Origin of the sequence: Streptomyces sp. Inha503 (genome assembly GCF_047215865.1) — a bacterium.
Classification (GTDB): Bacteria; Actinomycetota; Actinomycetes; order Streptomycetales; family Streptomycetaceae; genus Streptomyces; species Streptomyces lycopersici.
This window is the reverse complement of record NZ_CP178360.1, coordinates 3,227,163-3,251,909: the sequence shown is the minus strand read 5'-3', so window position 1 is coordinate 3,251,909 and position 24,747 is coordinate 3,227,163. Positions and strand designations below refer to the sequence as shown.

Below are 24,747 nucleotides of genomic sequence, written 5' to 3'. Positions count from 1 at the left end.
GGTCAACCGAGATGGTCGGCGGCCTCTTCCTCTCGCTACGGTTTCGAACCGCAGGCGGAATAGGGGAGGAGGGGAGCCGCTTGAGGCCGCCCGTTCTTCAGCTAAGTGGACGGGCGGCAAAGCGCTTAGAAGGCGCCTGCTCTATCCACTGAGCTACGGGGACTGACCTGCGTAAACGCGGTTTTCCATGCGCTCGTCCCGGGTACCTGTGGGACGTATATGGGATCAGGCGATCCTTGAGATCCGTGGGACGCTGGTGCGCTCGGCGGCCAGGATTTGACTTCTCACGCCATCTTCACTCGGTCGAAGTCTTTCACGGAAACAATTCTGCCCCTCCCTGACGTTCTCGTGCTTCGAGCCGAGGAGGGGAAGGTGTCGGGCCTGAAGCTGTTCCACACGACGAACAGCGGCGTGACCGAAGTCACGCCGCGACTCGCTGAGGTCGAGGCCGATGTGCAGAAGCTCGTCGAGGCGCACATGGAGATGATGCTGGGAGTGCGGTTCCTGGCGAGTGAGTACGTCATCGACTGTGTCGACGGCGGACGGATCGATTCTCTGGGGCTTGACGAGAACGGGGCGCCGGTAATTGTCGAGTACAAGCGCGGCACCGACACCGGAGTGATTAATCAGGGCCTCTACTACATGTCGTGGCTGATGGCTCACAAGGACGCCTTTCAGAACCTGGTCCGCGACCGGCTCGGGGCTTCGGCCGCGGCCCAGGTGCTGTGGAGCGCGCCCAGGCTGATCTGCGTCGCTGGCGACTTCACCCGCTATGACGCTCACGCCGTACGCGAGCACCGGCGCAGCATCGACCTGGTCCGCTATCGCTTCTTCGGCAAGGACCTCATTGGTCTTGAGACCGTGGCCTCTGTCACAGGGCGAACGCTTGTCGCGAGGCGGGTGCGCCGGGGCGCGGTCGGGCTGCCGCCTGTCGGCGGACAGGGTGGAGCCCTGGCGGAGCTGGCAGAGGCGGTCGATGAGGTTCTGCTCGGTCTCGGGGACGGCGTCAGCCGGGTGCAGCGCAAGCAGTACCGGGCGTTGATGGCGATTCTTGGAAACGGCTCTGCCCGCAGTTCCGTGAATCCCCAGGTCAGGGGTGGGAACGGGGGATCGTTTCAGCAGGGTGTTTCCTGCCATGGCGAGCAAGACGGTCGAGCATGTGCTGTTTCCCGGGATCGATGTGCGAGTGGAGCGTGTCAGCGACTCCTCCGGCGGCCTGGTGGTGGAGGCGGTGTCCACCGCGCGCCCGGGCCGCTGCCCGGACTGCCGGAAGCAGGCGCGACGCGTGCACAGCTCGTACCAACGCACCCTGACAGAAAGGCCGTTGGGCTCCCGCCAGGTCATGGTCCGGCTCCGGGTGCACCGGTACTTCTGCGACCGTAAGAGCTGTTCCCGCAGAACGTTCGTCCAGCAGGTCGGCGGTCTGACCGAGCGGCACCGCCGCTCCAGCGTCGGCCTGACGGACTGGCTGCGGGCGATCGCGGTCGAGCTGGGCGGCCGTCCGGCCGCACGACTGTGTCACCGTCTGCGGCTGGCCGCAGGCCGGACCCGGCTCCTGCGGCTGCTCAAGGCGCCGGCGGTGCCGGACCGCGCCCCGCGGGTGCTGGGGGTGGACGAGTTCGCCTTCCGCAAGGGCTGCACCTACGGCACCGTGCTGGTCGACGTCGAAGCCGGCCGGGTCGTGGACGTGCTGCCCGACCGCACCTCGGAGACGTTCGCGGCCTGGCTGGCCGGGCATCCCGGCACCGAGATCATCTGCCGTGACCGGGCCACCGCCTACACCAAGGCCGTCAAGGAGGCCGCCCCGGACGCCCTCGAAGTTGCCGACCGCTGGCACCTGCTGCAGAACCTGTCCGCCGCGGTGGAGAAGACCTGCCACCAACACCGCAACTGCCTGCGCAAACACAACGAAGAGGAGGTGGCGGAGACGGCGACCGACGTACCGGAGCCGCAACCGATGCAGTTACCGCCCGCCGAGTTGCCCCGCACGCAGATCATCGAACGCACCCGCCACCGCTACGAGGACGTCCACCGACTGCTGGAGAAGGGCTGGACGATCAGCGCCATCGCCCGCAGGCTGAACCTCGACCGCAAGACTGTGCGCCGCTTCCGCGACACCGACCTCGACCAGCTGCTGGCCTCCGCCCGCGACCGCCGCCCGAACGGCGTTCTGGAACCCTTCAAGGCATACCTCAACGCCCGCTTCACCGAAGCACAGGGCCAGGTCAGCGGCACCCGCCTCTTCCTCGAGATCCGCGAACGCGGCTACCTCGGCAGCCGCCAGGTCGTCCGCAAACACCTCGCCGCCCTGCGCGCGGGCACCGCCGAACCGGTCCGGGCCGACATCCCCAGCCCCCGGAAGATCACCTCCTGGATCATGCGGCCCCGCGACACGCTCACCGAGAGCCAGGAGGAGCGGCTGCTTCAGATCCGGCTCGCCTGCCCGGACATCACCCGGGCCTGCGACCTCGCCCGAGCGTTCGCCGATCTCGTGCGTCACCAGCGCGGATACCTGCTGCCTCAGTGGATCCGCCAGGCCGAGCAGGACGCGCCGAAGCCGATGAGCGGATTCGCCGGCTTCCTCCGCCGGGACCTCGATGCCGTCACCGCCGGCCTCACCCTGCCGTGGAGTTCGGGAGTTGTCGAAGGGCACGTAAACCGGGTGAAAACGCTCAAGCGAGCCATGTATGGCCGGGCCTCATTCGAACTCCTCCGGACCCGCATCCTCACCCAGCCATGACCTTCACGGAACTGATGCTGTTGGTGATCTTCGCTCGTTGGGGTGAAGCTGTGCGGTCTTCCGTTCTCGCTTGGTTGTGGGTGTGCTGCTCTTGTCTGAGCGGGGCGGATCGAGCGGTCGGAGGGCCGCGATGGCGATGGGCTCGGGTGCGGGGCGGGTGGTTCCGCCGTTGACGGTGCGGATGGCTCGGGCGAGCAATCCGCGAGGCACGGCCGCGATGTGGGTGCGGGACCGGCTGGATGAACTGTTCGTCGATGAGGACTTCGCGGACTGGTATCCGGCGGACGGGAGAAAGGGGCTGTCACCGGCCCGGCTCGCGTTGGTGTCCGTGCTGCAGTACGCCGAGAACCTGACCGACCGGCAGGCCGCTGAGGCCGTGCGGTGCCGTCTCGATTGGAAGTACTGTCTGGGCCTGGAGCTGGACGATCCGGGGTTCGACTTCTCAGTGCTCAGCGAGTTCAGGGACCGGATGGCTCAGGGTGACCGGGCCGACCGGCTGCTGGCTGCGATGGTCGACCATCTTGTGGCGGCTGGGCTGGTCAAACGCCGCGGCCGGGTGCGGACGGACTCCACCCATGTGCTCGCTGCGGTCCGTCGCCTGAACAGGGGAGAGCTGGTCGCCGAGACCTTACGGACCGCGCTGGAGGAGCTCTCGGAGCACGGTGAGGAATGGCTGGCCCGGCTCGTCACCCGGGACTGGGCAGACCGCTATGGCCGGCCGGTGCGTTATGACCGGCTGCCTCGCGGCGGGGACGCGCTGATCGCCTACGTTCTGAAGGTCGGCGAGGACGGCATGCACATTCTGCGGGCCGTCTACCAGGACGAGGCGCCGCCCGGACTGCGGGAGCTGCCCGCCGTGCAGGTATTGCGGCAGGTCTGGGTTCAGCAGTACTGGTACGACGGCGATGGCCAACTGCGCTGGCGCGGACCGAAGTCCACGCGCGACCGGGCCAGCCGACGGGCAACCGGGCAGAGGAACACCGGCAAGACCAAGGCAGAGGGTCGGCCTGATCCCGCCTCGGCACGGGTGCCATGGTCCAGTATGGAGATCGTTACCCCGCATGATCCCCAGGCCCGCTACAGCCAGAAGGTCACAGCAGCCGGACAGCGCGACTGGATCGGCTACCGCGACCACCAGAGTGAAACCTGTGACCGCCCCGGCCCGAACGTGATCGTGCAGGTCGTAACCCGGCCGGCGCCGGAACAGGACATCGATGCTCTCGACCGCATCCACCAGGGCCTGACCGAGCAGGGCTTCCAGCCGGCAGAGCACGTCCTCGACGGTGGCTACGTCACTCCGGACAGCATCCACCGCAGCGAACAGCGGTGGGGCATCGGACTGCTCGGTCCGGTCCGCGACGATCCCCGTGCCTGTCAACGGCCGGGTTTTGCCAAAGAGGACTTCCGCATCGACTGGCAGGCCCGCACCCTGACCTGTCCGCGCGGTGTGACCAGCCCGCCGTGGAAGTCCACTCTTGGCGATGGACACCCCCGGCTGTCGGTTCTCTTCCCCCGCAAAGCCTGCAGAGAGTGCGAGGACAGGCTTCAGTGCACCGGCAACGTCGACGGCAAAGGACGCCACATCTTCCTTCTGCCAGAGCCCCAGCAGAAGATCCAGACGAAGGTCCGGAAGGAACAGAAGACTGATCAGTGGCGTCGGCGCTTTGCCATCCGCGCGGGCTGCGAGGCCACTGTCTCCGAGACCGTCCACGCTCATGGACTCCGCCGCTGCCGCTACCGAGGCTTGGCCAAGGCTCATGTCCAGCACGTGCTGACGGCCGCCGGAGCCAACATCATCCGCCTCAGCGAGTGCTTCCCACCCGGCACGGCCCCACCCCGCGAGCCTCGACCGACGAGCCACTTCCAGCGAATCTGCCAAAGACTCACGACCTAGAGATCACCAACAGCATCCGGAACTGCGGACAGAGCCAGATTCAAATAGCCCCATCAGCGTATCAGCGCCTGCGGAACTTCGCCTGCGTCTGCCCGCCGCAGAAGACCAAGTTCCTCGTCTATCTCAAAGTCGATCCAAAGGAGGCCGACCTTGTCCCAGGGTTCACCCGGGACGTGACGGGGCTCGGCCATCACGGAACGGGCGACCTGGAGGTGCAGCTGCGCACCCCGAGGGACGTGGAGCGCGCCCAGGACCTGTTCCGAGCGAGCTACGCGGCGGTATGAAGGTGACGGTTACCCTGGCCATGAGCTTTTCGCGCTCGAACTGTGGCCGTCTTGGCGATGCCTTTCGACGTACGGGCAGGTAGCGGCGGTGGACTACCAATGATGTGCGGGATTGCCGGTTTGGCTAACCGGCGATCCCGCTCTATGTTGCCCGCCTTGCGGTACCGATCATCAGCGTGCCTGGCCCCGGCATCAGCCGCGAGCAGCGGCGGTTCGCAGCACCTACGACCAGTCACACGATCTGGACCAGTGGCGAATGGATGCGCCACCGCTTATCGCATCGGTCGGCCCAGGAGGCGGGCCGGTCCCCCTCCGGGCATCACTGCCAAAAACGCATCTTGGGCTACTCGTCAGCGACTTCGTCACCCTGTTCATCAGGCGGCGCCGACCGCCGGTACTGCGGGTGGTCGAGGTCGAGCTGTTTCGCCGCATGCAGTGGCACCGGGTAGCGAGAGCGGTCGGACCAGGCGATGGTCTGGTGGCACAAGCGTGCGGTCGCCCGTGCGAGCATCGTCCGGTCGACCCCTTCGGCCACACCGACTGGATAGATCTCGGTCGCTGTGACGGCCCACCACGGCGTCTTGAGCTCGTTCGTCTCCCGCTCTCCCTCCTCCCCGCCCTTGCCCGGGTCGGCGTCCCAGCGAGTGATGGCCTTGCCCAGGTCTCCGCCCTTGGCCTGGTAGTTGCGCGGGATATTGAACAGGACCCAGAAGGGATTCCCGAAGTCCACGTCAGCGCGGTGTAGTTTGGCCGATGCGAACAGGATGGACTCTTTCTCGGTGTCCGGATCGCTCTCGCGAGGGACGGGAACGTACTGGGGCACCTCGTCCGCAGCGACGTTCATCCGGATGACCGCGCTCGGCTTCTTGCGCGGTGCGTTCCTGCCTTTGCCATATCCCGGCAGCCAGGTGCGAGGATCGGTGATGTCCTCTTCCTGGTAGCTCTGATTCTCGTTGTGCAGGCCCGTCCACATCCGTCGGCAGGCGTGCCCGTCGACCATGACGACATAGCCCATGCCGGGTTCCAGCTCGTCGCGGACGAGGCTGGAGACGGCGTCTTCGACGTGTGCTGCTGCTTCTGCCCAGCGTTCCTTGTCCGTCTCGCCTTTGCCGTCGACGTGGAGTGTGTAGTCACTGGCGTGGAAGGCGGCGATTGCCTCCCGGTAGGGCACCCAGGCCCCGATTTGGGGCGTCCACGCTCGCATCGTCCAGGCGTCGTCGCCCTCCTCCTCCGGCGGGAACAGGGCGGTGGCAACGATGATACGTTTGGTGTGCTTGCCGTCGGCGGTCTTGGCCTGCCGGCGGGCGTGGATCCCGCAGTAGACGAGTTTCCCCGCCTCGTGGCCCTTCCTGTCCTTCGCGATGGCCCGCGCGAGGCGCTGGTCGATGATCCCGAGTGACCGGTACAGGTCGAGGAGCGCCATGTAGGCGGCGTGGTCCTTCCCCGGCTTCGGAGGACTGATTTCTGTTGCGGGGTTTCCGAAGGATCCCGGTTTCATTCCCGTGGTGAACTGGCAGACGAAGCCCTTCTTGGCCAGGAAGCGGCGGACTTGGAATTTCCCGTCATAGCGCTCCTTGCGCAGCAGGAATGCGTTCCGCTTCTCTCCGTCCTTCTTCTTCAGGGCCGGGATCTCGGTTTCGCACCAGGCGCCGACCATTACCTGCGACTCGCTGTCGGCGAAGTCCTCTTCGAGGGATTTGAACTCCACGGTCCGGTTGATGTCGTCGCCGTGTGACAGGAAGCGCTCGGCCTGGCGGAACACCACGCTGATGCCGGGAGCGAGGAAGACCTCCTCACCTGGCTCCGGATCGCCGATGGGCGGGCCGTCCGGGAAGGCCAGGGACAGCGCGTTGATCATGCGTAGGCGGGTGTTCCAGCGGTACCACAGGCATACGATCCGCAGGTGCTCGAAGCCCTGGGCCTTCACGGAGGCGGTGATCTCTTCGGGCGGGGGGAAGCCGATGGTGTGGAGGAGTTCGCCGGCCTCGATACGGCTTGCACGCTCCTGCGGGGCCATCTTCTGCTTGTCCGTGGGGCGCGGTTCGAAGGTCATCGGTTCCACCGTGAAGTCGACCCAGGTGGCCTTCTCGCCCAGCACCTTGGAGACGTGTTCGGCCAGGAGCCGCAGGTGGAGGGTGCCAGGTCCCGTACCGACAGCGAAGTTGTCGTTCTGCGGCATGAGCGGGCGGATGACGCCGGCGTCAGGGGTGATGAACGAGGGGAACTCCCCCTTCTCGGCGGCCTTTTCCAGCAGGTCCCGCTCTTCGGTGACGCGTGTCTGCAGCGCTTGCAGGACGCTGATGTCCATCTCGTCGCGTGCGAGCAGTTCCAGGGCGCGCTGGTTGACTGCGCGGACGTTGCCGTTGCGTACCAGCTCGGTGTGCAGGATGGGAAGGCCGTCGCTGCCCTGGTAGATGTGCGTGGACTTGGCGTAGACCATGTTGCTGTGGACGCGGGTGACGTGGGCGTCCAGGAAGATGACGGGGTGGATGACGTTGGGCTCGGTCTTCATGACCACTGAGAGCCGGGACATCGCGTACTGGGCCTTGGTGGCCTCGTTGACCTCGGTTGCGTCGTCACGGAGGTTGTACTTGCGTCCGAAGGGGTGATCCCAGGCGATGAGGCCGCCCCGGCTGTCGGGGAGGTAGGTGACTTCCCTCTTGTTCGGGTTGGCCTTCCAGCCGATCGTGCGGTTCTTGTAGACCTGTTCGCCGTTGGCGTCGAGCTTGGGAGAGCCGTCCTTCTCCTTGTCGGCAACCTTTTTGGTGATCGGGACGAGGTCGTAGATGGTGAACTTTTCCTGGGCGAGCTTCTTGGAGATCACCCAGGGCACGGCCACGTACATCCAGTCGGGACACTTCGGCTGCCTGCCGGACACCGGCTTGAGGAAGCGCGTCATCTCGAACTCCTGCTCGGGCGTGTTCGCGATGGCTTCGGCCACCGGCGGTACGTCGAGGAGGACAGCCTGGTCGGTGTTCAGCCCCTTGCTGTAGCCGACGACGCACCGGAAGACGTGGCGCAGGGTCTCGTCGTCAATCTTCTCCAGTGAGACCAGGAAGTTGAGGTACCGGTCGAGGTGGACGTACCCGCCGGTCTTGAACTTCAGGTAGGTCAGGGCGGTTGAGTACGGCAGGTTCTTCTTCTCGTCCGGATGCTGCTGGCTTTTCTGCTCGTCGTCTCCGTTGCTTTTCAGCTTCTCCCATTCATCCCGCACGCTGCGCGGGAAGATCCGTACATACACCTTCTGGCCCTGGACGAGTTCGGGGGTGCAGCGCAGGGTGAGGGTGCTCGGGAGAGTCGCGGTGGTGTCGCTCAATGCTGTGATCTCTTTCGGGAAGAAGCGTTGGGCTATGCGGAGAGGGCGAGGTCGACGCCTGCGTAGGTCAGGAAGGCGTTGACCGCTTCGCCGTACAGTTCGGCCATCTGCCGGCGTTCTTCCGGCAGCCACCGGGAGGCCATGCGTTCGATGATGCTGGCCAGGTCGGAGCTCCATGTCTCGTCGTGGAAGGCGTAGTCCACGAAGTGCAGTTCCATGTTGGTACCGCCGCGTCGTGCTCGGCCGGCGAGCTGGATGAGGGACACCAGCATTCCGGCGACCATCTGTTCCTGGAGGACGAGGTCCATGGTCGACAGCTGCGGGGAGGAGCGCAGAATGGTGGCCAGGTGGTCGCGTGCTGCGGTGCGAGCCGTCTGCAGAGCCTGGACGGGATCCGACGCACCGGATGCGGGCAACGAGTTGATGCCTGCGGCGTTGACACTGCCGTACATCCAGGTGGGATCGTCGATGATCAGCGGGGGCCTCACGCACAGGTAGATGGAGTGGATGGCTGAGCGGAGATTGACGACGATGTTGAGTCCTCTGGCGATGTTAGCCAGGGGAGCGATCAGAATGTCGCCGAATTGGGGGAATTCCTCGACCTCCTCGACGGTGATACGGCGGACCAGTGACGGGTCGGGGAGGTAGCGGACGTTGCTGAGGCGGTCTTCTTCCCGGACGAGGACGCACACGCGGTGGGAGAGCCCTTTCGCCTTGGCGATGCCGGTGGCGATGTGGCCGCACTGTTCGTAGCTGTTGGCGGTGAGGATCACGCGGGCGCGGGTGCGGGTCGATTCCGATTTGGCCAGGCGCGTGAGTTTCCTCGACAGCTTTGTCTCGTACAGGCGTTCACCGATTTCGCGCAGGGCTTCGGGCTTGTCGGAGGGAAACTGGCCGGCGATCGGGATGCGTTCTCCGGCCTTGCGGTGGCCGTTGCCGTAGGTGACGGCCGAGGACTCGACCAGGATGGATTCTTCCTGGGCGTCGGTCATCCACCACATCACGGGGGCGTGGACGTGCTCCTTGACCGCCTGGGGGAAGTAGGCCGTGGCGGAGAGCCCGAAGATGGGCCGCTCCACGCCGGCGGTGATCAGTGAGACGAGTCCGCCGAGTTCCGACACGTAGGTGTGCGGGTCGCCGGCCATGTGCTGCGTGGAGAGCTTGGCGTCCTTCTCCGGGTTCTTCATGCCGGTGACCCGGTAGCCGTTGATCGGCCTGCCGATTGTTCCGTGCGGAAGTACGTCGGCGATGCCACCGGAGCGCATCGAGTCGATGATGCGGTTGGCGGTGAGCAGCCCGGAGTGACGCAGGGACTGGGCGGTGTCGCGCAGAACGGCAAGCGACACGTCCAGTTCGTTCATCAGCGTGCGGATGAGGAGGTGGTCGATGGCCCGGTTGCGTGCGCGGCCGTCGCTGATCATCGGGGCGAGGGCCTCGTGGAGCCTGAGTTTGAGCGCATCGCGCTGGTTGATGCCGCGCGGCGACACGACGGCCCCGAGGACGCTGCTGACTCGTTCCCACTCGGGGTCCAAGAGCATGGGTGCAGGAGCGGTCTCGTCGTCCTCGCCGAGGTCGGGTGCCGGTACCAGGGCGTTGAGCCGGTGGATGGCCTCGGCGGGGAGCGGCTGGCCGTCGCTGACCTGGTATTCGGGGAACAGGAGGCTGATGAGCTCTCGGTCCTTGGAGCGTGGCAGGCGCCAGCCCTCGTAGTCGTATTCGTGCCGCAGCCGCGGGACTCGGGTGTCGTCGTGGTGGTTGAGGCGGAATGCCTTGGTGCACAGGCCGGTCAGCAGGGACTCGGCCATGAGCCGGACGTGGCTGACCGGTTCGATGAGCTGGTCCTCGAAGCGCAGAGGAAGGTGTTTGGCCGCGGTGTCCAGGACCTGCGGTTCTGCCGTCCACGGGCGCCGGGAGTGCAGGTCGACCGTGGTGGCGCACCGGTCGACGGCGACGGCCTGGAAGGCGTCGATCTCGTCGATGATGACGAAGTCGCTGGCGCGGAGCACGAACTCGCGGACGGTGACGGACCGGACCGGGCGGCCGTCGATCTGGATGCCCACCCGCATGGTGCCCTGGATGAAGTTGTGGTGATTGGTGACGATCACCGTGGCGTCAGCGGCCTGGTAGGCGGGGGTGAACTTGCCGCAGGTCGGGATCCAGGGGCAGGCCAGCATCTCTCCGCCGCCGCGCAGGTTCAGGCAGTTCTCCTTGCCGGGGCGGTAGATGCCGGCGGAGTCGAGCCAGTGCTGCTGTGCGCATCCATAGGCGAGGTGGTCGACGTCACGGCGGCCTCGCTTGCCCCATTCCCCGGGGGCGTCGGGGTCCTCCTTGACGAGGGCCGCGTGCTTGAGGGCCCGCTCGTGCCGTGAAGACGGCGACATCAGCGGAGCGCACGTCGCCAGGTGCTCGGTCTTGCCCGCTTCGTGCAGGATCTCGAGGTCACGGCTGATGTCCCAGACGGAGGCGAGTGTGGCCTTGACGTCGGGGACGAGGAGGGTGATGCGGTAGTCGTTGAGCGCAGCCCACGAGCCCAGGAGCCGGACCAGCACGGACTTACCGGTTCCGGTGGGCGCGTGGAAGATCTGGGTGCTGCCGGCCAGGAGGTCCAGTACGTTGACGGTGTCGGTGTCGCGTGCCTTGACCCGGTCGAGCAGGCCCGTCAGCACCTGGTACAGCCAGGGGCCAGCCTCTGTGTCCTCGTACTGAGTGTCCAGGAGCTGTGCGATGTCCTTGAGATCTTGGACGTAGACCGGGACCGTGCCGACGTTGGGCCGGGTGGTGAGGACGGGAAGCGTGTCGTGGCCGAGAGGCTGGGTGAAAGCGGGAAAGCGGGGGATGGTCACGCGCCCGTGGACGATCTCGTTGCCCTCGGTGCGTTCACTCGTCTCGTACGTCTGGCCCGGCGCTGCGAACTCGTGGGGCTTGCGCCGGCTGCTCGGCCGCCGGTAGGGCACGAGAAGGCTCTTGGCGTAGCCGAGGTAGTCCCCTCCCAACAGGGGGTAGGCAGCGGTGGCGGTGAGAGGATCACCGGCCAGGGTGAACAGCTGGAGGGTGGTCTCCTCGTCCTCCTCGTCGGCGCTGTCCATGGCGCCCAGGAGGATCCGCGCGGCGGAGGCGAACCGCTTCTCGTCGGCGAGGTCGGGGTTGCTGAGCTTCATCACCTCCGCGACGAGTAGCCGTTCCTCACCTCTCAGCTCATTCCACCTCTCCCATGCCTGCGGTTTGCAGCTGGCAAAGAACGCCGCGTGCCGAAAGGAGGCCAGCGGCTTGCCGTCGTCATCCTGCTGCGGGAAGTAGTGGGCGGCCAGGGCAAGCGCGGCGCGGACGAAGGCGTCCCTGACAGTCATCTGGCTCATGCCCACACCACCCCGGCACTCTGGCAGACCATCTTGGCGAAGTCGGTCATGGTCGCGGCCTTCATTCCGTACTTGTGGCAGGTCACGGTCAGCAGGGGGATCTGGTCGGCCCGGTGGTCCGGAACGACGAGCCATTCGGCGCCGCCCTTGTCGCCCTCGTTGCGGTGCAGGCTCTCGGCCAGGACACGGCCGTGGGTGTAGTCCTTCACATCCACGGTGAAGACGTGAGCGCTCCCGTCAGGGCCCTTGACCTCGATGCGATGGTCGTAGGCGTCGCTCATCGGCCAGAGCCTGACGGCCTCGTCCACATCTGCCAGTGCGGCGGCCAGCCGCTCCCGCAGAACGGTGTGCAGACGCAGCTCGTGCAGGCCGGGCACGCAGGTGTAGCGCCACACGCCGCGCTTGAGGGCCAGATGCCCCTCGACCGGCTTCGCCTCCGGCACGGCACCGGTGGTGCCCAGTGCGAGCGCTGCCTCGTGCGGAGCCGGGGTGTCGGGGCTGTCCGGATGCAGATGCGGCGCGTCTCCGGACGTGGGGCGGAACATGAAGCTGGCGCCGGTATCGGCGTGACGGCTGTAGAGGCAGGCGACGCGATAGTACTCGCGGCCCGCACTCATCCGCTTGCTGATCTTCATGGGCCACTTGCACACCGTGCAGGGGAACCACCAGGTGCGATAGACGGCGTGGTAGGGGATCGGCTCGTAGAAGCCGATCGCGTTGAGGGGCAAACCGCGCTTGTTCAGCTCTGCGGAAGTGCCGGCCGGGCATTCCACCAGCGTGGTGCGGTCCTTGACGTACTGGGCGTCACCGCGGCCCTTGAGGATCTCGTACATCTGATCCTGGTCGATCTCGTCCTGAAGCTGCTCCTCGGTGAACCGCATCCGGCCGATCCGCCGAAGCCGCTTCAAAATCCGGTGCAGCTGGGAGGTCTCCCACTGCAGATCGAAGGCGTTGCCGGTGACGCAGCCCTCGGCGTCGACAACGGGAAAGTCGAGATCGCCGAAGCCGGACCGGCCCAGCCACGGCGGGAGCAGGCCGTCGATGGGACCGCGCAGCCTTCTGCGGAACTCGCCGAACGACAGCGGCACTCCGGGGCCGTACGCGGCGAGCAAGTCCCCGTGGTACCGCATCAGCTTCTCGGCCCGGTCTCTCGGGTTCAGGTCCGGGGCGGTGATCGTCTGACAGGCTTTGATGAAGGTGAAGTTGATCAGGCGGAACGCCTCGAAATGCGAGAACGTCAAGCCGTCATCATCGACATGGGTTGTCACGGGAGACGACGGTAGACCACGGGTCTGACAGTGATGCTGGTACTCAGGTTCCGGCGGCCGTGGCTCGGGGTCTGACTGACGCCCTGCTGGGCTGTCCTTGTGTTGTACTGTCCGGCCGCCGGAGCCTGTTCTCATGGCTCCGGCCGGGCGGAACATGACCTGATAGGAGCTTGGTCCAGAAGCCCCTTCAATGTCCTGTCTGCGCCACCCGGCCGGTGCCCACCTCCGGTTGGGAAGGCACCGTCAGCATGACATCAGAGGTCGTGGAAGACACCGCGGACCAGGACGTGTTCGGCGGGGTCGACTCCCACGCCGACACCATCCACGTCGCGGTCATCAGCGACAACGGTGGCCACCTCGCCGACGCCGAGTTCGCCACCACCGCTGCCGGATACGCCGCGGCCCTGGCCTTTCTGAACGCCCACGGCCGCGTGACCGCGATCGGCGTGGAAGGCACCTCCTCCTACGGCGCCGGCTTCACCCGCGCCGCCCGCTCGCACGGCCACCCGGTCATCGAGGTCAACCGGCCCGACCGGGCCGAACGGCGCCGCATCGGCAAGTCCGACCCCATCGACGCCTACGCCGCCGCCCGCGCCGCCCTGTCCGGGCGGGCCTCCACCGCGCCCAAGGACGACGCCGTCACCGGCATACGCGCCCTGCACAACGCCGCCCGCTCCGCCGTCAAGGCCCGCACCGCCGCCCTGAACCAGATCACCAACCTCCTCGTCACCGCACCCGAAGCCGTCCGTGCCAGATACGCACAGCTCAAAGGGACAGACCGCACGGATGCCCTGGCCCGGCTGCGGCCGACCGGGGACGCGGTGCACAGCGCGGTCCTCACCGCGCTGAAGAGCCTTGCCCGACGCGTCAAGGAGCTGACCGCCGAACACGAGGCCCTGACACGGGCCCTGGACAGCGAGGTCAGCGCACACAACCCCGGTCTGCGAGCCGCCTACGGCGTCGGTCCCGACACCGCGGCGCAGCTGCTGGTCACCGCCGGAGGAAATCCCGAACGCATGCGGACCGAGGCATCCTTCGCCGCCCTGTGCGGCGTCGCCCCGGTCCCCGCCTCCAGTGGCAGAACGAACCGGCACCGCCTGTCCCGGGGCGGGGACCGGGATGCCAACGCCGCTCTCTACCGCATCGCCCTCGTCCGCATGTCCAGCGACGCCAGAACCCGCGCATACACGGCACGGCAGACCACAGCCGGCCGGACGAAGAAGGAGATCATCCGGCTCCTGAAACGAGCCATCGCCCGGGAGATCTTCCGCTGCCTCACCACGACCGTCGCCGTCCCCGGCATCGCCGACCTACGGCCCCTACGGCAAGCCAGGAACATCACCCTCACGGCCGTCGCCCAGCACTTCGGGGTCTGGCCCACCACCATCTCCAGACTTGAACGAGGCCTCAGCCGAGACGACGACCTCGCTCATGCCTACCGCGACTGGATCCAGACCGCTTGACAGCAATAGGAGCTTCAATGCCGCCGGAACGGCCTCGGATCGCCCTAAACGATCATTGCGGCGGAGACGCCGCAGCTGGGTACATCTCCGTGTAGACGTGCAGGTAGCAGGCAATGTGCTGCTGCCCGAGAGCGGTGGTGTGCCACCGGTACTCGAGGACGTGCGTATCGCCCGGTGCCATCCGGGGACGTAGTTCGATGAAGCCTCTGCTGGGATGCGCCTGGCGCTTCGGCCGATAGCCAACAGCCAAGTAGAACAGGGACTTACCGGTCAGCTCGCTCTCGTGGAGACCCTCCGGGCCGGCCGCAGCGACACGCAGCAGAACGCCCCACAGCCATTCAGACAGCAGATGCGCGGGAGGCGCCGACTCCGCGGGCTCTCCCAGCCCAGCGCGGGCGCAGGCACGGCCGCGGCGCGTAATCTCCACCAGGGTCCGGTCCACCTCGCCGACCCCCGGAACCTCTACGCGGTCCTTGGTCACTTTGATCAGTCCCAGCCGCTCCAGGGAGTGGAGGGTGGCCCCGGCCCCTTGATCGTGGACGCCAGCGCTCCGCAGGCGCTGCTGAAGGCGCGTGTGGCCGACTACTTCGGCGGGTGCGTCGAGAGCGAACGGCAACTTCCGCCACTGCTTGGCCGGCGGAACCCTGACCTGGTTCTGCCGACGCATCCACATCTCCGTTTCAGTCATCTGGTCATCGCGCAGGATTTCACCCAGATAGACCCGCTGCCGTTCATTCAATGCCTCCCAGCCCTCGACCGCTGACGCCGGCGGACCGCGCCGCTCCCGCTCGGGCAGACGCGGGGGCTCATCAGCCGGCCGCGTACGCATCCAGGCGTCCATCACCATCCGGACCGGCACCTCGTACACGGCAGCCAGCTGCTGCACGAGCCGACCCGTGTGCCCCGGCTTCCTCCAGTTCCAGCCGGACACCTGACGGCCCCGCTCCAGGCTGCGGACTTTGTGTGCGTCCACGAACAGATCACGGCCGACGGCAGTCGCGCGAAGGCGGATGGCGACCTCTTCTGCGGTGAGACCAGCGGCATAGCGGAGGTCAACCAGCGTCTCGGACCCGCTGGGCGTACCCGTGAGGTCGGCGGTGGCGCAGCCCAGAGCATCGGCGAGCCGCCGCACATTCCTGGCTTCAGGCACATACCTGCCCTCCTCCCAGTACACGACCACGCGGTACGTGACCCCCACAAGATCAGCAAGCTCCTGCGGAGTGAGCCCAGCCTGCTCGCGCAGCGCCCTGATCTTGGTGTGCTCAACGGCGAGCAGATGCCTCGGCATACTCGCAGGGAACCTTAGTGAAGACTTCATGGCAACTGCTCCGCGCCGGGTGCCTGTCAGCGTGGAGGTGAGTTCAAGCAAGTGCGGGGGGTGCCGGAAGCCCAGAGACCGTCATGATCGTGTCCCGGGATCGATTCGTCGGTGGGCGGTGAGGGCGTAGATAGCGCTGTCTTTCCAAGAGCGCATCGGGGCCGAGTCATGCACCTGCCAGGCGGCGATCGAAGGCGTGACCTGTCGATCACGAGGGCGGGCGCGCCAGACGTCGCATAAGGGGCGGTCGCCGACGGGGCCGCGCCACCGGATGGCCAGGCCCACGGCGTCGCTGTGGGCCGCCGTCTCCGCCAGTCCCTCGGAGCGTAGCCTGCTGGGCGCGATTGCCGTATTTCGTGGTCCTGGGGAGGGATATCGTTGGCGGGTCGTCCGCACAGGGATGCGACGCCCCGCGCATGTCCACTCGGCGGCGTGTCCGGTGGATGCGCGCCGGGCATCCCCGTACGGGGCTGACTGATAGGAACACCACGACCTTCGGGTCGCCACCCTGTGACGAGCAAGGACACCCCCGACTGATGGCAGTTACACAGCAGGAGATCGAGAACCGGTTGTGGGACGCCGCCGACGAGCTGCGCGTGGCGATGCCCGAAGCGCAGTACTCCTCGGTCGTCTTCCCTCTGATGTTCTGGAAGTACCTGTCGGATACCTGGGAGCACACTCACCAGGTCTTCCTCAAAGAGAACGAGGACCTCGAGCTCTCAGCAGAGGAAGCCGACGAGGTCGAGTACAGCAACTACCAGACGTTCAAGATCCCCTTCATCTTCCCTGGTACCGTCGCTGAGAGCCGCGCCTCTTGGTCATCCATCCTCGCCACCGTCGCCCAGCACGGCCTCGGCCAGCGGGTTCGCGCCTCCCTCCAGGCCATCGAGTCAGCCAACCCTGACAAGTTCTCCCGTCTGTTCGGGTCCATGACCTGGACCTCCGAAGCGGTACTGCCGGGGGAGGTGCTGGCGTCGGTCATGCGGACGATGAACCGCGTCCCCAAAATGCACGAGGGCAATATGTCACATGATGTGCTCGGCGGGGCGTACGAGTATCTGCTGAAGCGGTTCTCCGACGGGTCTGGCATCCGCGCCGGCCAGTTCTTCACCCCGCGTGAGGTCGTGGAACTGATCGTCGAGCTGCTGGATCCCAAAAACCATGAGTCGGTGTACGACCCGGCCTGTGGGTCAGGCGGCATGCTCATCGCCTCCGCGAACCTCCTGAAGGCCCGCGGAGACCGCGGATACACACTCAGCCTGAACGGGCAGGAAGCGGTAACGGATACCGCGGGTGTGGCCCGCATGAACCTCTTCATGCACAACCTGACCGAGTTCAAGGTCGAGGTCGGCGACACCCTGAGGGACCCGCGCTTCAAGAAGCCGGACGGGTCCGTCAAGCAGTTCGACATGATCGTCGCTAATCCGCCCTACAGCCTGAAGTGGAAGCCTTGGACCAATGATCCGCGCGCCATCGGCGGGGTCGCCCCACCGTCGTCGGCGGATTGGGCATTCGTGCAGCACATGATCGCCAGCATGGACCCACAGAAGGGCCGCGCTGGCGTCGTCCTGCCCCACGGCGTCCTCTTCCGGGGCGGCCAGGAAGCAGCCATCCGTAAGCGCGTTCTCGACGACGACCTGCTCGAAGCGGTCATTGGCCTGCCTGCGAACCTCTTCTATTCGACCGCTATCCCCACGGCGATCCTGGTATTCCGTGCCCCCGGCACCAAGGTCAAAGAGCGGCGGGACGGTGTGCTGTTCATCGATGCCTCCAACCGGTTCACCAAGGCCAAGAAGCGCTACATCCTCACGGACACTGACATCGCCGACACGGTGGCCATCTACCACTCGGACTTCGGTGGCGACGGCACCCCGCCGGATTCCGAAGGAGAGAACGGCCTCGCGGCGCGATTCGTCCCGATCACCGAGATCTTGGCCAACGGGTACGACCTCAACATCGGCCGCTACATCAAACAGGCCGCCGCCGAAGAGGAAGACCTCGGCACTCTCATCGACGTCTACAACATCGCGCGGGCAGAGCGCCAAAAGACCGAGCAGCGCATGCTCGCGGTCCTCTCTGCCGCAGGGGTTGAGGGCTTCGATGAGTGACTGGCAGCAGATCAGCCTCGGTGACCCGGAGACTCCTGTGTGCCGCGAGGCAGCCGTTCCGCCGCAGGGGGCGAGGCATTCGATGGGTGAGGGTTACCCGCTTCGTCCGCTCGGGGAGGTGATGCGTCTCGACATCCAGCGCACTCCGATGAAGCCTGCAACTACCTATCGCGTAGCCGGAGTCCTGAATGCAGGTAAGGGGGTTGTCGATAAAGGCGAACTCGACGGCGGCGATACAGAGTACGCAGCAATGAACGTGCTGCATGTTGACCAGGTCGTGATGCGTAAGCTGACCGCTTGGGAAGGCCCGATCACCGTAGTACCTGCCGAGTTCGATGGATTCGTCGTCAGCAACGAGTTCCCGACGTTCACGCTTGGCCCAGAACTTTTGCCTGCCTGGATGAGGCACGTCTGTGGATCACCTCGGCTGTGGGCAGAAATGAAGAACCGGGTGAGCGGGACGGTTCAACGGCGCAAGCGTCTCAACCCGGAGCAGCTTTTGCAGATCCAACTGCCGATCCCACCCCGTGAGGTACAAGTGCGGATCGTCGAGATGCTCGACACGGTCGACGACCAGATCGCAGCACTTGGCGAAGAGGCTGAGGCGCTGGACCGCGTATCGATGGCCATTGCTGAGGAAATGCTCGCCGAGGAACCAAAAGTGGCTCTCGGAACGATGCTCGATGACATTCGAGGTGGCAAGAGTCCCCAGGCGAACAATAGGCCCCCGGCCCCTGACGAGCTTGGTGTATTGAAAGTCAGCGCGGTCACGCCCTTCACGTTCCTCCCAGAAGAGTCTAAGAGCCTTCTACCTGGCACACTCATGCCTGAATCCGCGCTTGTTCAGCCCGGAGACGTACTCATCACGCGAGCGAATACGCCTTTGCGAGTCGGAGCCGTCGCACGAGTCCCTGCTGATGTTCGAGACGGCCTCTACCTTGCTGACAAGACTCTTCGGCTGGTGCCGTCGCCAGAACTGGACCCGGACTTCCTCGTGGTGGCCATGGCGTTGAAGTCGGCCCGGACTCACCTTACGAGTTCGGCTACAGGGACCAGCGCGTCAATGGTCAATGTCAGCCAGGGGCGTATTCGTGACACACCGGTCCCGCTTGCTGACCTGGGCCGGCAGCAGGAGGTGGCCTCCGCTGTGCTGTCTGTCCGTGCGAATACCGATGCGCTGCGTGCTGAGGCCGCCCGCCTTCGGAATGCACGCTCCAGCCTGCTCTCAGGCTTGCTGGACCGCACCATCGAGATTGAGTCTGCCTACCTGGGGGTCTGAGCTGTGGCTAAGGGCATACGGGAGCGCGAGTTCCAGAACTCGATGATCCAGTGGTCCCTCCCGATGGGATGGGGCTACAAAGCGGGCAGATTGTTGCCGCGTGAGACGACACAGACGGTGCTCGCCGGCCAGCTGCGGGATGCCATCGTCCGGCTCAACCCTGAGGTGATCGACGGGTTCGACCTGGAGGCCGTGGTCGAGGAGATCATCGCCACGGTCAACGCCGTCGACGGCGGGCTGGTGCGAGCCAATGAGCAGGTGCTGGAACTGCTGTGCGGGCACAAGGAGTTCCGGGGCGCCGACGGCGTGTGGCACGCCTTGAAGGTCATCGATTTCGAGCACCCGACCACCAACACCCTGGTCGTGTCGGACGAGGTGACCATAACCGTCCCCGGCAAGACCCCCCGCCGGTTCGATCTCGTGTACTGGGTCAATGGCCTGCCCCTCGTTGTCGTAGAGGTGAAGTCACCGACCGCTAAGTCCGGGTGGGCCGAGGCCGCACGCGAGATCAACGACGTGTACGCCACCGAGTATCCGTGGTTCTTCACCCCCAATGTCTTCGCTGTCGCCTCCGACGGGCTGAAGCTGCGGTTCGGTGCCGCTGGTGCGCCCCTGAACCTGTGGCAGCCGTTCCGATCCACTGACGACGACGAGAACCTGTCCGGGCAGGCCGACGTGCAGCGCTCCGTCGAACTGCTGCTCAACCCGGCCACAGTCCTGGACATGCTCGCCAACTTCACCCTGTTTGACACCTCTGGAGGCGGGCCGGACAAGAAGTACCTGCCCCGCTACCCGCAGATGGAGGCCGCCCATCTGATCCACAGGCGGGTTCTGGCCGACGGCAAGAAAGGTCTGGTCTGGCACCACCAAGGCAGCGGGAAGACGCTGCTGATGGTGTTCGCAGCTTCGCTGCTACTGGCTGACACCCGCACCGAGTCGCCCACCATTATCTTGCTCTCGGACCGAACTCAGCTCGTGCGCCAAACCTCCGGGGTATTCACCTCCGCGATGGGCGACGCCTACTTCCACCAGCCCTCCACCAGCAAGGAGTTGCGCTCCCTGCTGGCTGACGATGTGCGCGGCGTCATCTCCACGACTGTCCACAAGTTCGCCGACGCGGGCAAGAACCTGTCGACCCGCTGCAACATCATCGTGCTGGTCGATGAGGCACACCGCACTCAGTCATCCGAGGAAGAGTCCCTGGCGGGACAGATGCGCGCAGCGTTGCCGCATGCGAAGTTCTTCGGCATGACCGGCACACCCGTCAGGAACCTCGCTACCAACACCTTCGCCCTCTTCGGTGAGGAGACCGACCCGAACAGGGTGCTGCACCGGTACTCGGTGTCCCGGTCTCTCCAGGACGAGGCAACCGTTCCAGTCATGCTGGACCCACACCCGGTCACCTTCGAGATGAACGACCGGGCTCTACAGGCCGAGTTCGACCAGTTCGCCGACGAATTCGACCTCGACGACCCCGACCGTGAGACCTTGTCCCGCAAGTTCGGGCGCCTCACCTCGGTGTTCGCCAACCCCGAACGCATCCACACGGTCTGCCAGGACATCGTGGACCACTACCTGGCCAGCACCTATCGCAACGGGTTGAAGGCGCAGGTCGTCGCCTACAACCGTGAGCTGGCCGTGGCATACACGGATAAGATCAACGAGCTGCTGGCCGGCTTCGAGGCGTCGCAGGTGCTCGCCGAGGTCGGCAAGCACGATCGGATCACCGCAGAGGTGAATATCCACGTCTCGGACGCCAAGACCGAGGAAGCGGCCATGCGGCCCTACCGGCTCTCCGAGGTCGACGAGGAGGACCAGAAGCGGCGATTCCTCACTCCCGATGACCCGCTGTGCTTCCTGGTTGTGACGGCCAAGCTGATGACTGGGTTCGACGCTCCCAACGAGGGCGTCCTTTACCTGGACAAGCCGATGAAGGCTCACAACCTGTTCCAGACGATCACCCGCCCGAACCGCACCTGGGTATCCCCGACCGGATTCGTGAAGACCACCGGCGTGGTGGTGGACTACATCAGCCTGGCCGAAGAGGTCCAGCGTGCCGTGGCCGACCCCACCGCGGAGGGGGCCGCTGGCAAGGGCGGTGGGTTCGTCACCGACCTGACCGAACTGGTCGCCGAGTTCCGCACCACCTTCGCCCGCATCGAAGACCTTCTCGCAGACGTGGACGGCCTCGACCTCACAGCCCACGGATACGAGTCCGTACGTGCCATCAACGGCTTCCTGGACACCAACCCTGACGCCGCCGAGGTCTTCAGCAAGAACTACCGGCTTCTGGCCCGCCTGTACCCACTCATCAACACGGACAAGCGGGTCGCAAAGTACCAGGACGGGTTCGGGCTCTTCGGGTCTGCGTACACGACCCTGTTCAAGAAGTCTTCCGACGAGGAAAGGAAGGAGCGACTGGGCGAGCTGGGGCCGATGGTCCTGGAGATAATCAACGCCCACGTCCACTCCTTCTCGGTGGCCGCCTCCCAGGAAGAAGCCCTCGTCCTGGATGCCCAGGGCATCGCGATCCTCAAGGAGCTGCTGGCCCTCGTCCGTCCCAAGCCCGACAAGGACGACAGCGAGGACAAGAGACCGCCGTCTGCGGCGGAGATCCTGGACCAGATCAAGGCCGCCCTCGAAAAGGGCGTTGAACCGGGGTCCGCGAAGTACACCGCCCTGGCAGAGCGGATCAGGCAGCTGCGAGACCGGATCATCCAGAATGCCCAGGACGCCCTGGAGTTCCTGGCCGAAGCACTCCGGGTCGCCCGTGCCGTCGTGAATGCCGAGAAGCACCCCGACGAAGCCGTCGTACTGGACGACGACCACGTAGGGGTCCTGTCACGGATCATCCACGACCACGCGCCGCCCGGCCTTACGGTCACGGAGCAAAACTTGGCCGAGGAGATCGACCAGGTGGTCAAGCGCACCCTCGCCCAGTCATGGGACAACGCCGAGGCCCGCAACCGAGGTGTCCGCCGCGCCACCGCCGCGGTCTTCCGCCGGTACGCGTTGAAGCCGGTGGGCGAACCGTACGGCTCCACCGTCGCCTACGTCGAAGCGCATTACCTCGTTGACTGACCATGAGATGAGGCCCGGCAACCCGTGTCGGTTGCCGGGCTCATAGTGCGCGCTGCAGACGGGGAGAAGCGCTGTTTCTCAGAATGAGGCGGGCGCTTAGAAGGCGCCTTGCGGTCGGGTATCGCGCTCCTGCTCACCTGCGTCCCTTCTCGCGCTTGGCATCTCACCGACGGGCCTTCGACACGCATTCGACAGGCGGCGGAGTCGGAGCCAGGGCTAGTGACGAAGATCGGGATCTCGTAGACGATCTCGCAGCGAGTGGCGGGCACCACGATGTCTGCGGTCTCCACGGGCCGTCCCTGGTCGCTGTAGTACGTCCGCCGGATGTGCGTGGCGGGCGTTGGCGGGTTGTATGCGGCTGGTCAGGGTGGGGGTGGGCGTTGCCGAGAACCTGAAAAGAGGGATCGCCCTCCGCAACGTCGCGGCCCTGTCTGTATGTACGAGGGGAGGTCGCTCCAGCGCCTGTGTCTTGACTTCCCTTGCCTCACGCTCTTCCCGAGGCTTGCCGTGACAGGAATGATCAGCCTGAACGAGCCGGCTAGAGCCATGGAGTAGAGGGCATGACCGAGCGGACTTTCCACCTTGTCGCTGATCCGAGCAGTCGAGATTCCAGGAAGGTGCGGATTCGGGCCTCACGCTGGTTCGCCACTGTCCAGCTCGACCGGGACAGTTACGTCGATGCCGAGTCCATGCGGGGCCATGAACCAGATCTACCCGCAGACTACATAGAGGCAGTAGACAAGGCGCGCGACGCGGCAATGGACTGCATTCGGTATGACGGCTACCGGGGCGTCTTCTACTTCGGGTGCGGCCCTCGCTGGATCGATTTGTGCGCTCGTTTTCGAGACGTCGAGGCTACGGTCGAAGCATTGCGCGCAGCTGAGCTCGAACACGACTACAGCGGACTGCACGCACTCGCCGATCGGCTCGCATTACCCATTGATGAGTGGCTGTCTCCCGGTGAGCGAGAGCTGATCCGCGGAGTGGACTTCGACTCACCCCCCGGGGTGTTCCTGAAGTTCCTGCGCGCCAAGGCCACTAAGTGCGGTTTGCGTCTCAACGGTCGGGCGACGGCTGGCAGCGTGTGGGTTCGTCCTACACTGTCCGCGGCTCAGAAGCAGATCCGGGAGATGTACCCCGAACAGTATCCGGGGTGGGTGGACCGCTGGACCGGTTACATCGAATCGGAGGATGCACCCTTCCGGCCTTGGACAGGAGGCAGTAACGAGGACCTGAGCCGCGGTGCGGTCCCAGTCCAATTCAAGCAGTTGGAAACAGAGAGTGGAGGCGAGTGCCCGTGCGGCATGCGTCTTCAAGACGTGGGGGATGACGACAACGTTCACCGTGTACATCATGCGAATTGGGCCCTAGGTGTTCGGGTGCCGAAAAGCCTTGACTGGTGGGGTGATCTGGTAGTGGTCACCACGCAGTCACCCATTTCGTGGGCGGAAGTTGGCCTATCAGGTGGCACGCATGCCGCAGAGGGAGGACAACTACGACTTCCCATCGTGGTCCCACATAGGCGAGCCCGAGGCGACTTCGGACAGCTATCGCGCGTATCTGTTGAAATTGGACGAGCGCATCGTCGGCTACGTGGCCGCGCACGACACCGACGAGCACCGTCGTTGGGATTTGGCCGACGGGTCAAAGTACGGAGTGCAGGACGCCACCCTGCGCCCCCGAATCATCCTCGTTTGGGTAGCAGACGCCTACCGGCACCGCGGCATTGGCGCCACGCTCGTGCAGGCACTCGCCGCCGACTTTGGATGCCAGGTCGCGGATGTGTCCTGGTCGACGCCCGTAAGCGCTGCAGGCCGGCGGCTTGCTCGTCGGCTCTCACCCGACGGCATCTGGGTTAGCTGAACGACCATGCAGCGCCAACCGGAACATCCAACAGGCGGGCCACCTGACCTGAAGTCAGCCGATCAGGCTTGGCCAGTTCGTCCGAGTCGTCTGTGACCGGACTGCCCGGACGGCCGCCTTCAACTCTGTCTTCATATCGTAATCACCGGCAAACGGCTGCTGCCCATGGCATCCACCTGCACATGCAACAAGACCCCACACTCAGCGAACTCGGTGGTGGCACTGTCTTCAGGCACTTCACAGAAGTGCCTCCGACAGGATTCGAACCTGCGGCACCTGCTTTAGGAGTTCGATCCGAGCCGGTTCTGACTGCTGCCGTCGACTGGAACGACGGCTGGACCGTTGTGCTGATGAGCGCCCCCGTCCTGCGTCGTTGATGTCAGCCATAGATGTCAAGTCGTCGCTGAGCAGCCTTACACGACTTGGAGACGGCTTAGTGACAAAGGGCCACGTGGTTGCTCCGGACACGACATGCTTGTCCCATGACCAGCCGTAACGCCACTCGCGACTTCTTAGCGCACAACCATGCCATGATGCATAGGTACTGCTACCAGTTGACCGCGACATGGTTTGAGCTGCATCCAGAAGCCACGACCAGCGAGTGGTTGGCGTTCCTGAGAGAGCAGGCGCACAAAGCGCAGGCTGCCGCTGCTGAGGTCTATGTAGCCGAGGAAGGCATGACCATGGACGAGGTCATGGAGTTTCAGGAGCGCCACTACGACTACCAGGACCTGATGCGTAGAGAGCTGACCGCGAACGACTGGGGTCGGTGAAGCG

Annotated in this window: 12 protein-coding genes and 3 pseudogenes; 10 read left to right on the top strand and 5 right to left on the bottom strand. The window is 65.4% G+C overall.

Annotation, left to right across the window (positions count from 1 at the left end; translation table 11 throughout):
- Positions 1–372: 372 nt before the first annotated feature.
- From ACJX2R_RS13180 to ACJX2R_RS13165, 4 genes and pseudogenes are all read left to right on the top strand, one after another.
- Positions 373–1,038, top strand: a pseudogene (locus tag ACJX2R_RS13180) (transporter); the annotation flags it as partial.
- A gap of 97 nt (positions 1,039–1,135) precedes the next feature.
- The gene (locus ACJX2R_RS13175; protein ID WP_413100285.1) at positions 1,136–2,740 is read left to right on the top strand and encodes an ISL3 family transposase; all 1,605 of its coding nucleotides are present in this window, start codon (positions 1,136–1,138) and stop codon (positions 2,738–2,740) included.
- 130 nt (positions 2,741–2,870) lie between these two features.
- Positions 2,871–4,634: an IS1182 family transposase gene (locus tag ACJX2R_RS13170; protein WP_413100284.1), complete on the top strand. Its 1,764-nt coding sequence runs from the start codon at positions 2,871–2,873 to the stop codon at positions 4,632–4,634.
- Positions 4,635–4,690: 56 nt separating this feature from the next.
- A pseudogene (locus tag ACJX2R_RS13165) lies at positions 4,691–4,918 on the top strand (transporter); the annotation flags it as partial.
- Between the two features lie 343 nt (positions 4,919–5,261).
- On the opposite strand, the gene ACJX2R_RS13160 reads toward ACJX2R_RS13165, so the two are convergent.
- Genes ACJX2R_RS13160 through ACJX2R_RS13150 form a run of 3 tightly spaced genes read right to left on the bottom strand, consistent with a single transcriptional unit; the run spans position 5,262 to position 12,831 of the window.
- A complete protein-coding gene (locus ACJX2R_RS13160) occupies positions 5,262–8,366 on the bottom strand; it encodes an RNaseH domain-containing protein (RefSeq protein ID WP_413100283.1) in 3,105 nt (1,034 codons plus the stop codon).
- Complete coding sequence (locus tag ACJX2R_RS13155) at positions 8,267–11,590, bottom strand: hypothetical protein (protein ID WP_413100282.1); 3,324 nt, start codon at positions 11,588–11,590, stop codon at positions 8,267–8,269. Before ACJX2R_RS13155 ends, ACJX2R_RS13160 begins: the two co-directional genes overlap by 100 nt.
- Positions 11,587–12,831 (bottom strand): hypothetical protein, encoded by a 1,245-nt coding sequence (locus tag ACJX2R_RS13150; protein ID WP_413100281.1) that lies wholly within the window; start codon positions 12,829–12,831, stop codon positions 11,587–11,589. Before ACJX2R_RS13150 ends, ACJX2R_RS13155 begins: the two co-directional genes overlap by 4 nt.
- A 275-nt stretch (positions 12,832–13,106) precedes the next feature.
- Between ACJX2R_RS13150 and ACJX2R_RS13145 the strand changes: the two genes are divergently transcribed.
- Entirely contained in the window at positions 13,107–14,321 is a 1,215-nt protein-coding gene (locus tag ACJX2R_RS13145) for an IS110 family transposase (RefSeq protein ID WP_413100280.1), read from the top strand.
- Between the two features lie 52 nt (positions 14,322–14,373).
- Here ACJX2R_RS13145 and ACJX2R_RS13140 read toward each other — a convergent pair whose 3' ends face one another.
- Positions 14,374–15,609, bottom strand: coding sequence for a helix-turn-helix transcriptional regulator (locus tag ACJX2R_RS13140; protein ID WP_413100279.1), 1,236 nt, complete (start codon positions 15,607–15,609; stop codon positions 14,374–14,376).
- Positions 15,610–16,175: 566 nt separating this feature from the next.
- On the opposite strand from ACJX2R_RS13140, the gene ACJX2R_RS13135 reads away from it, so the two are divergent.
- The 3 genes from ACJX2R_RS13135 (at position 16,176) to ACJX2R_RS13125 (ending at position 22,107) form a co-directional block, all read left to right on the top strand.
- Positions 16,176–17,747, top strand: coding sequence for an N-6 DNA methylase (locus ACJX2R_RS13135; RefSeq protein ID WP_413100278.1), 1,572 nt, complete (start codon positions 16,176–16,178; stop codon positions 17,745–17,747).
- 121 nt (positions 17,748–17,868) lie between these two features.
- Positions 17,869–19,026: a restriction endonuclease subunit S gene (locus tag ACJX2R_RS13130; RefSeq protein WP_413100277.1), complete on the top strand. Its 1,158-nt coding sequence runs from the start codon at positions 17,869–17,871 to the stop codon at positions 19,024–19,026.
- 3 nt (positions 19,027–19,029) lie between these two features.
- Positions 19,030–22,107, top strand: coding sequence for a type I restriction endonuclease subunit R (locus ACJX2R_RS13125; protein ID WP_413100276.1), 3,078 nt, complete (start codon positions 19,030–19,032; stop codon positions 22,105–22,107).
- A 227-nt stretch (positions 22,108–22,334) separates the two neighbouring features.
- Here ACJX2R_RS13125 and ACJX2R_RS13120 read toward each other — a convergent pair.
- Positions 22,335–22,439 (bottom strand): annotated as a pseudogene (locus tag ACJX2R_RS13120) (GntR family transcriptional regulator); the annotation flags it as partial.
- 1,141 nt (positions 22,440–23,580) lie between these two features.
- Between ACJX2R_RS13120 and ACJX2R_RS13115 the strand changes: the two are divergent.
- Together ACJX2R_RS13115 and ACJX2R_RS13110 are read left to right on the top strand one after the other, a co-directional pair.
- A complete protein-coding gene (locus tag ACJX2R_RS13115; protein ID WP_413100275.1) occupies positions 23,581–23,970 on the top strand; it encodes a GNAT family N-acetyltransferase in 390 nt (129 codons plus the stop codon).
- A 482-nt stretch (positions 23,971–24,452) separates the two neighbouring features.
- Positions 24,453–24,743 carry a hypothetical protein gene (locus tag ACJX2R_RS13110; protein WP_413100274.1) on the top strand — a complete coding sequence of 97 codons (291 nt, stop codon included), beginning with the start codon at positions 24,453–24,455 and terminating at the stop codon, positions 24,741–24,743.
- Positions 24,744–24,747 lie beyond the last annotated feature (4 nt).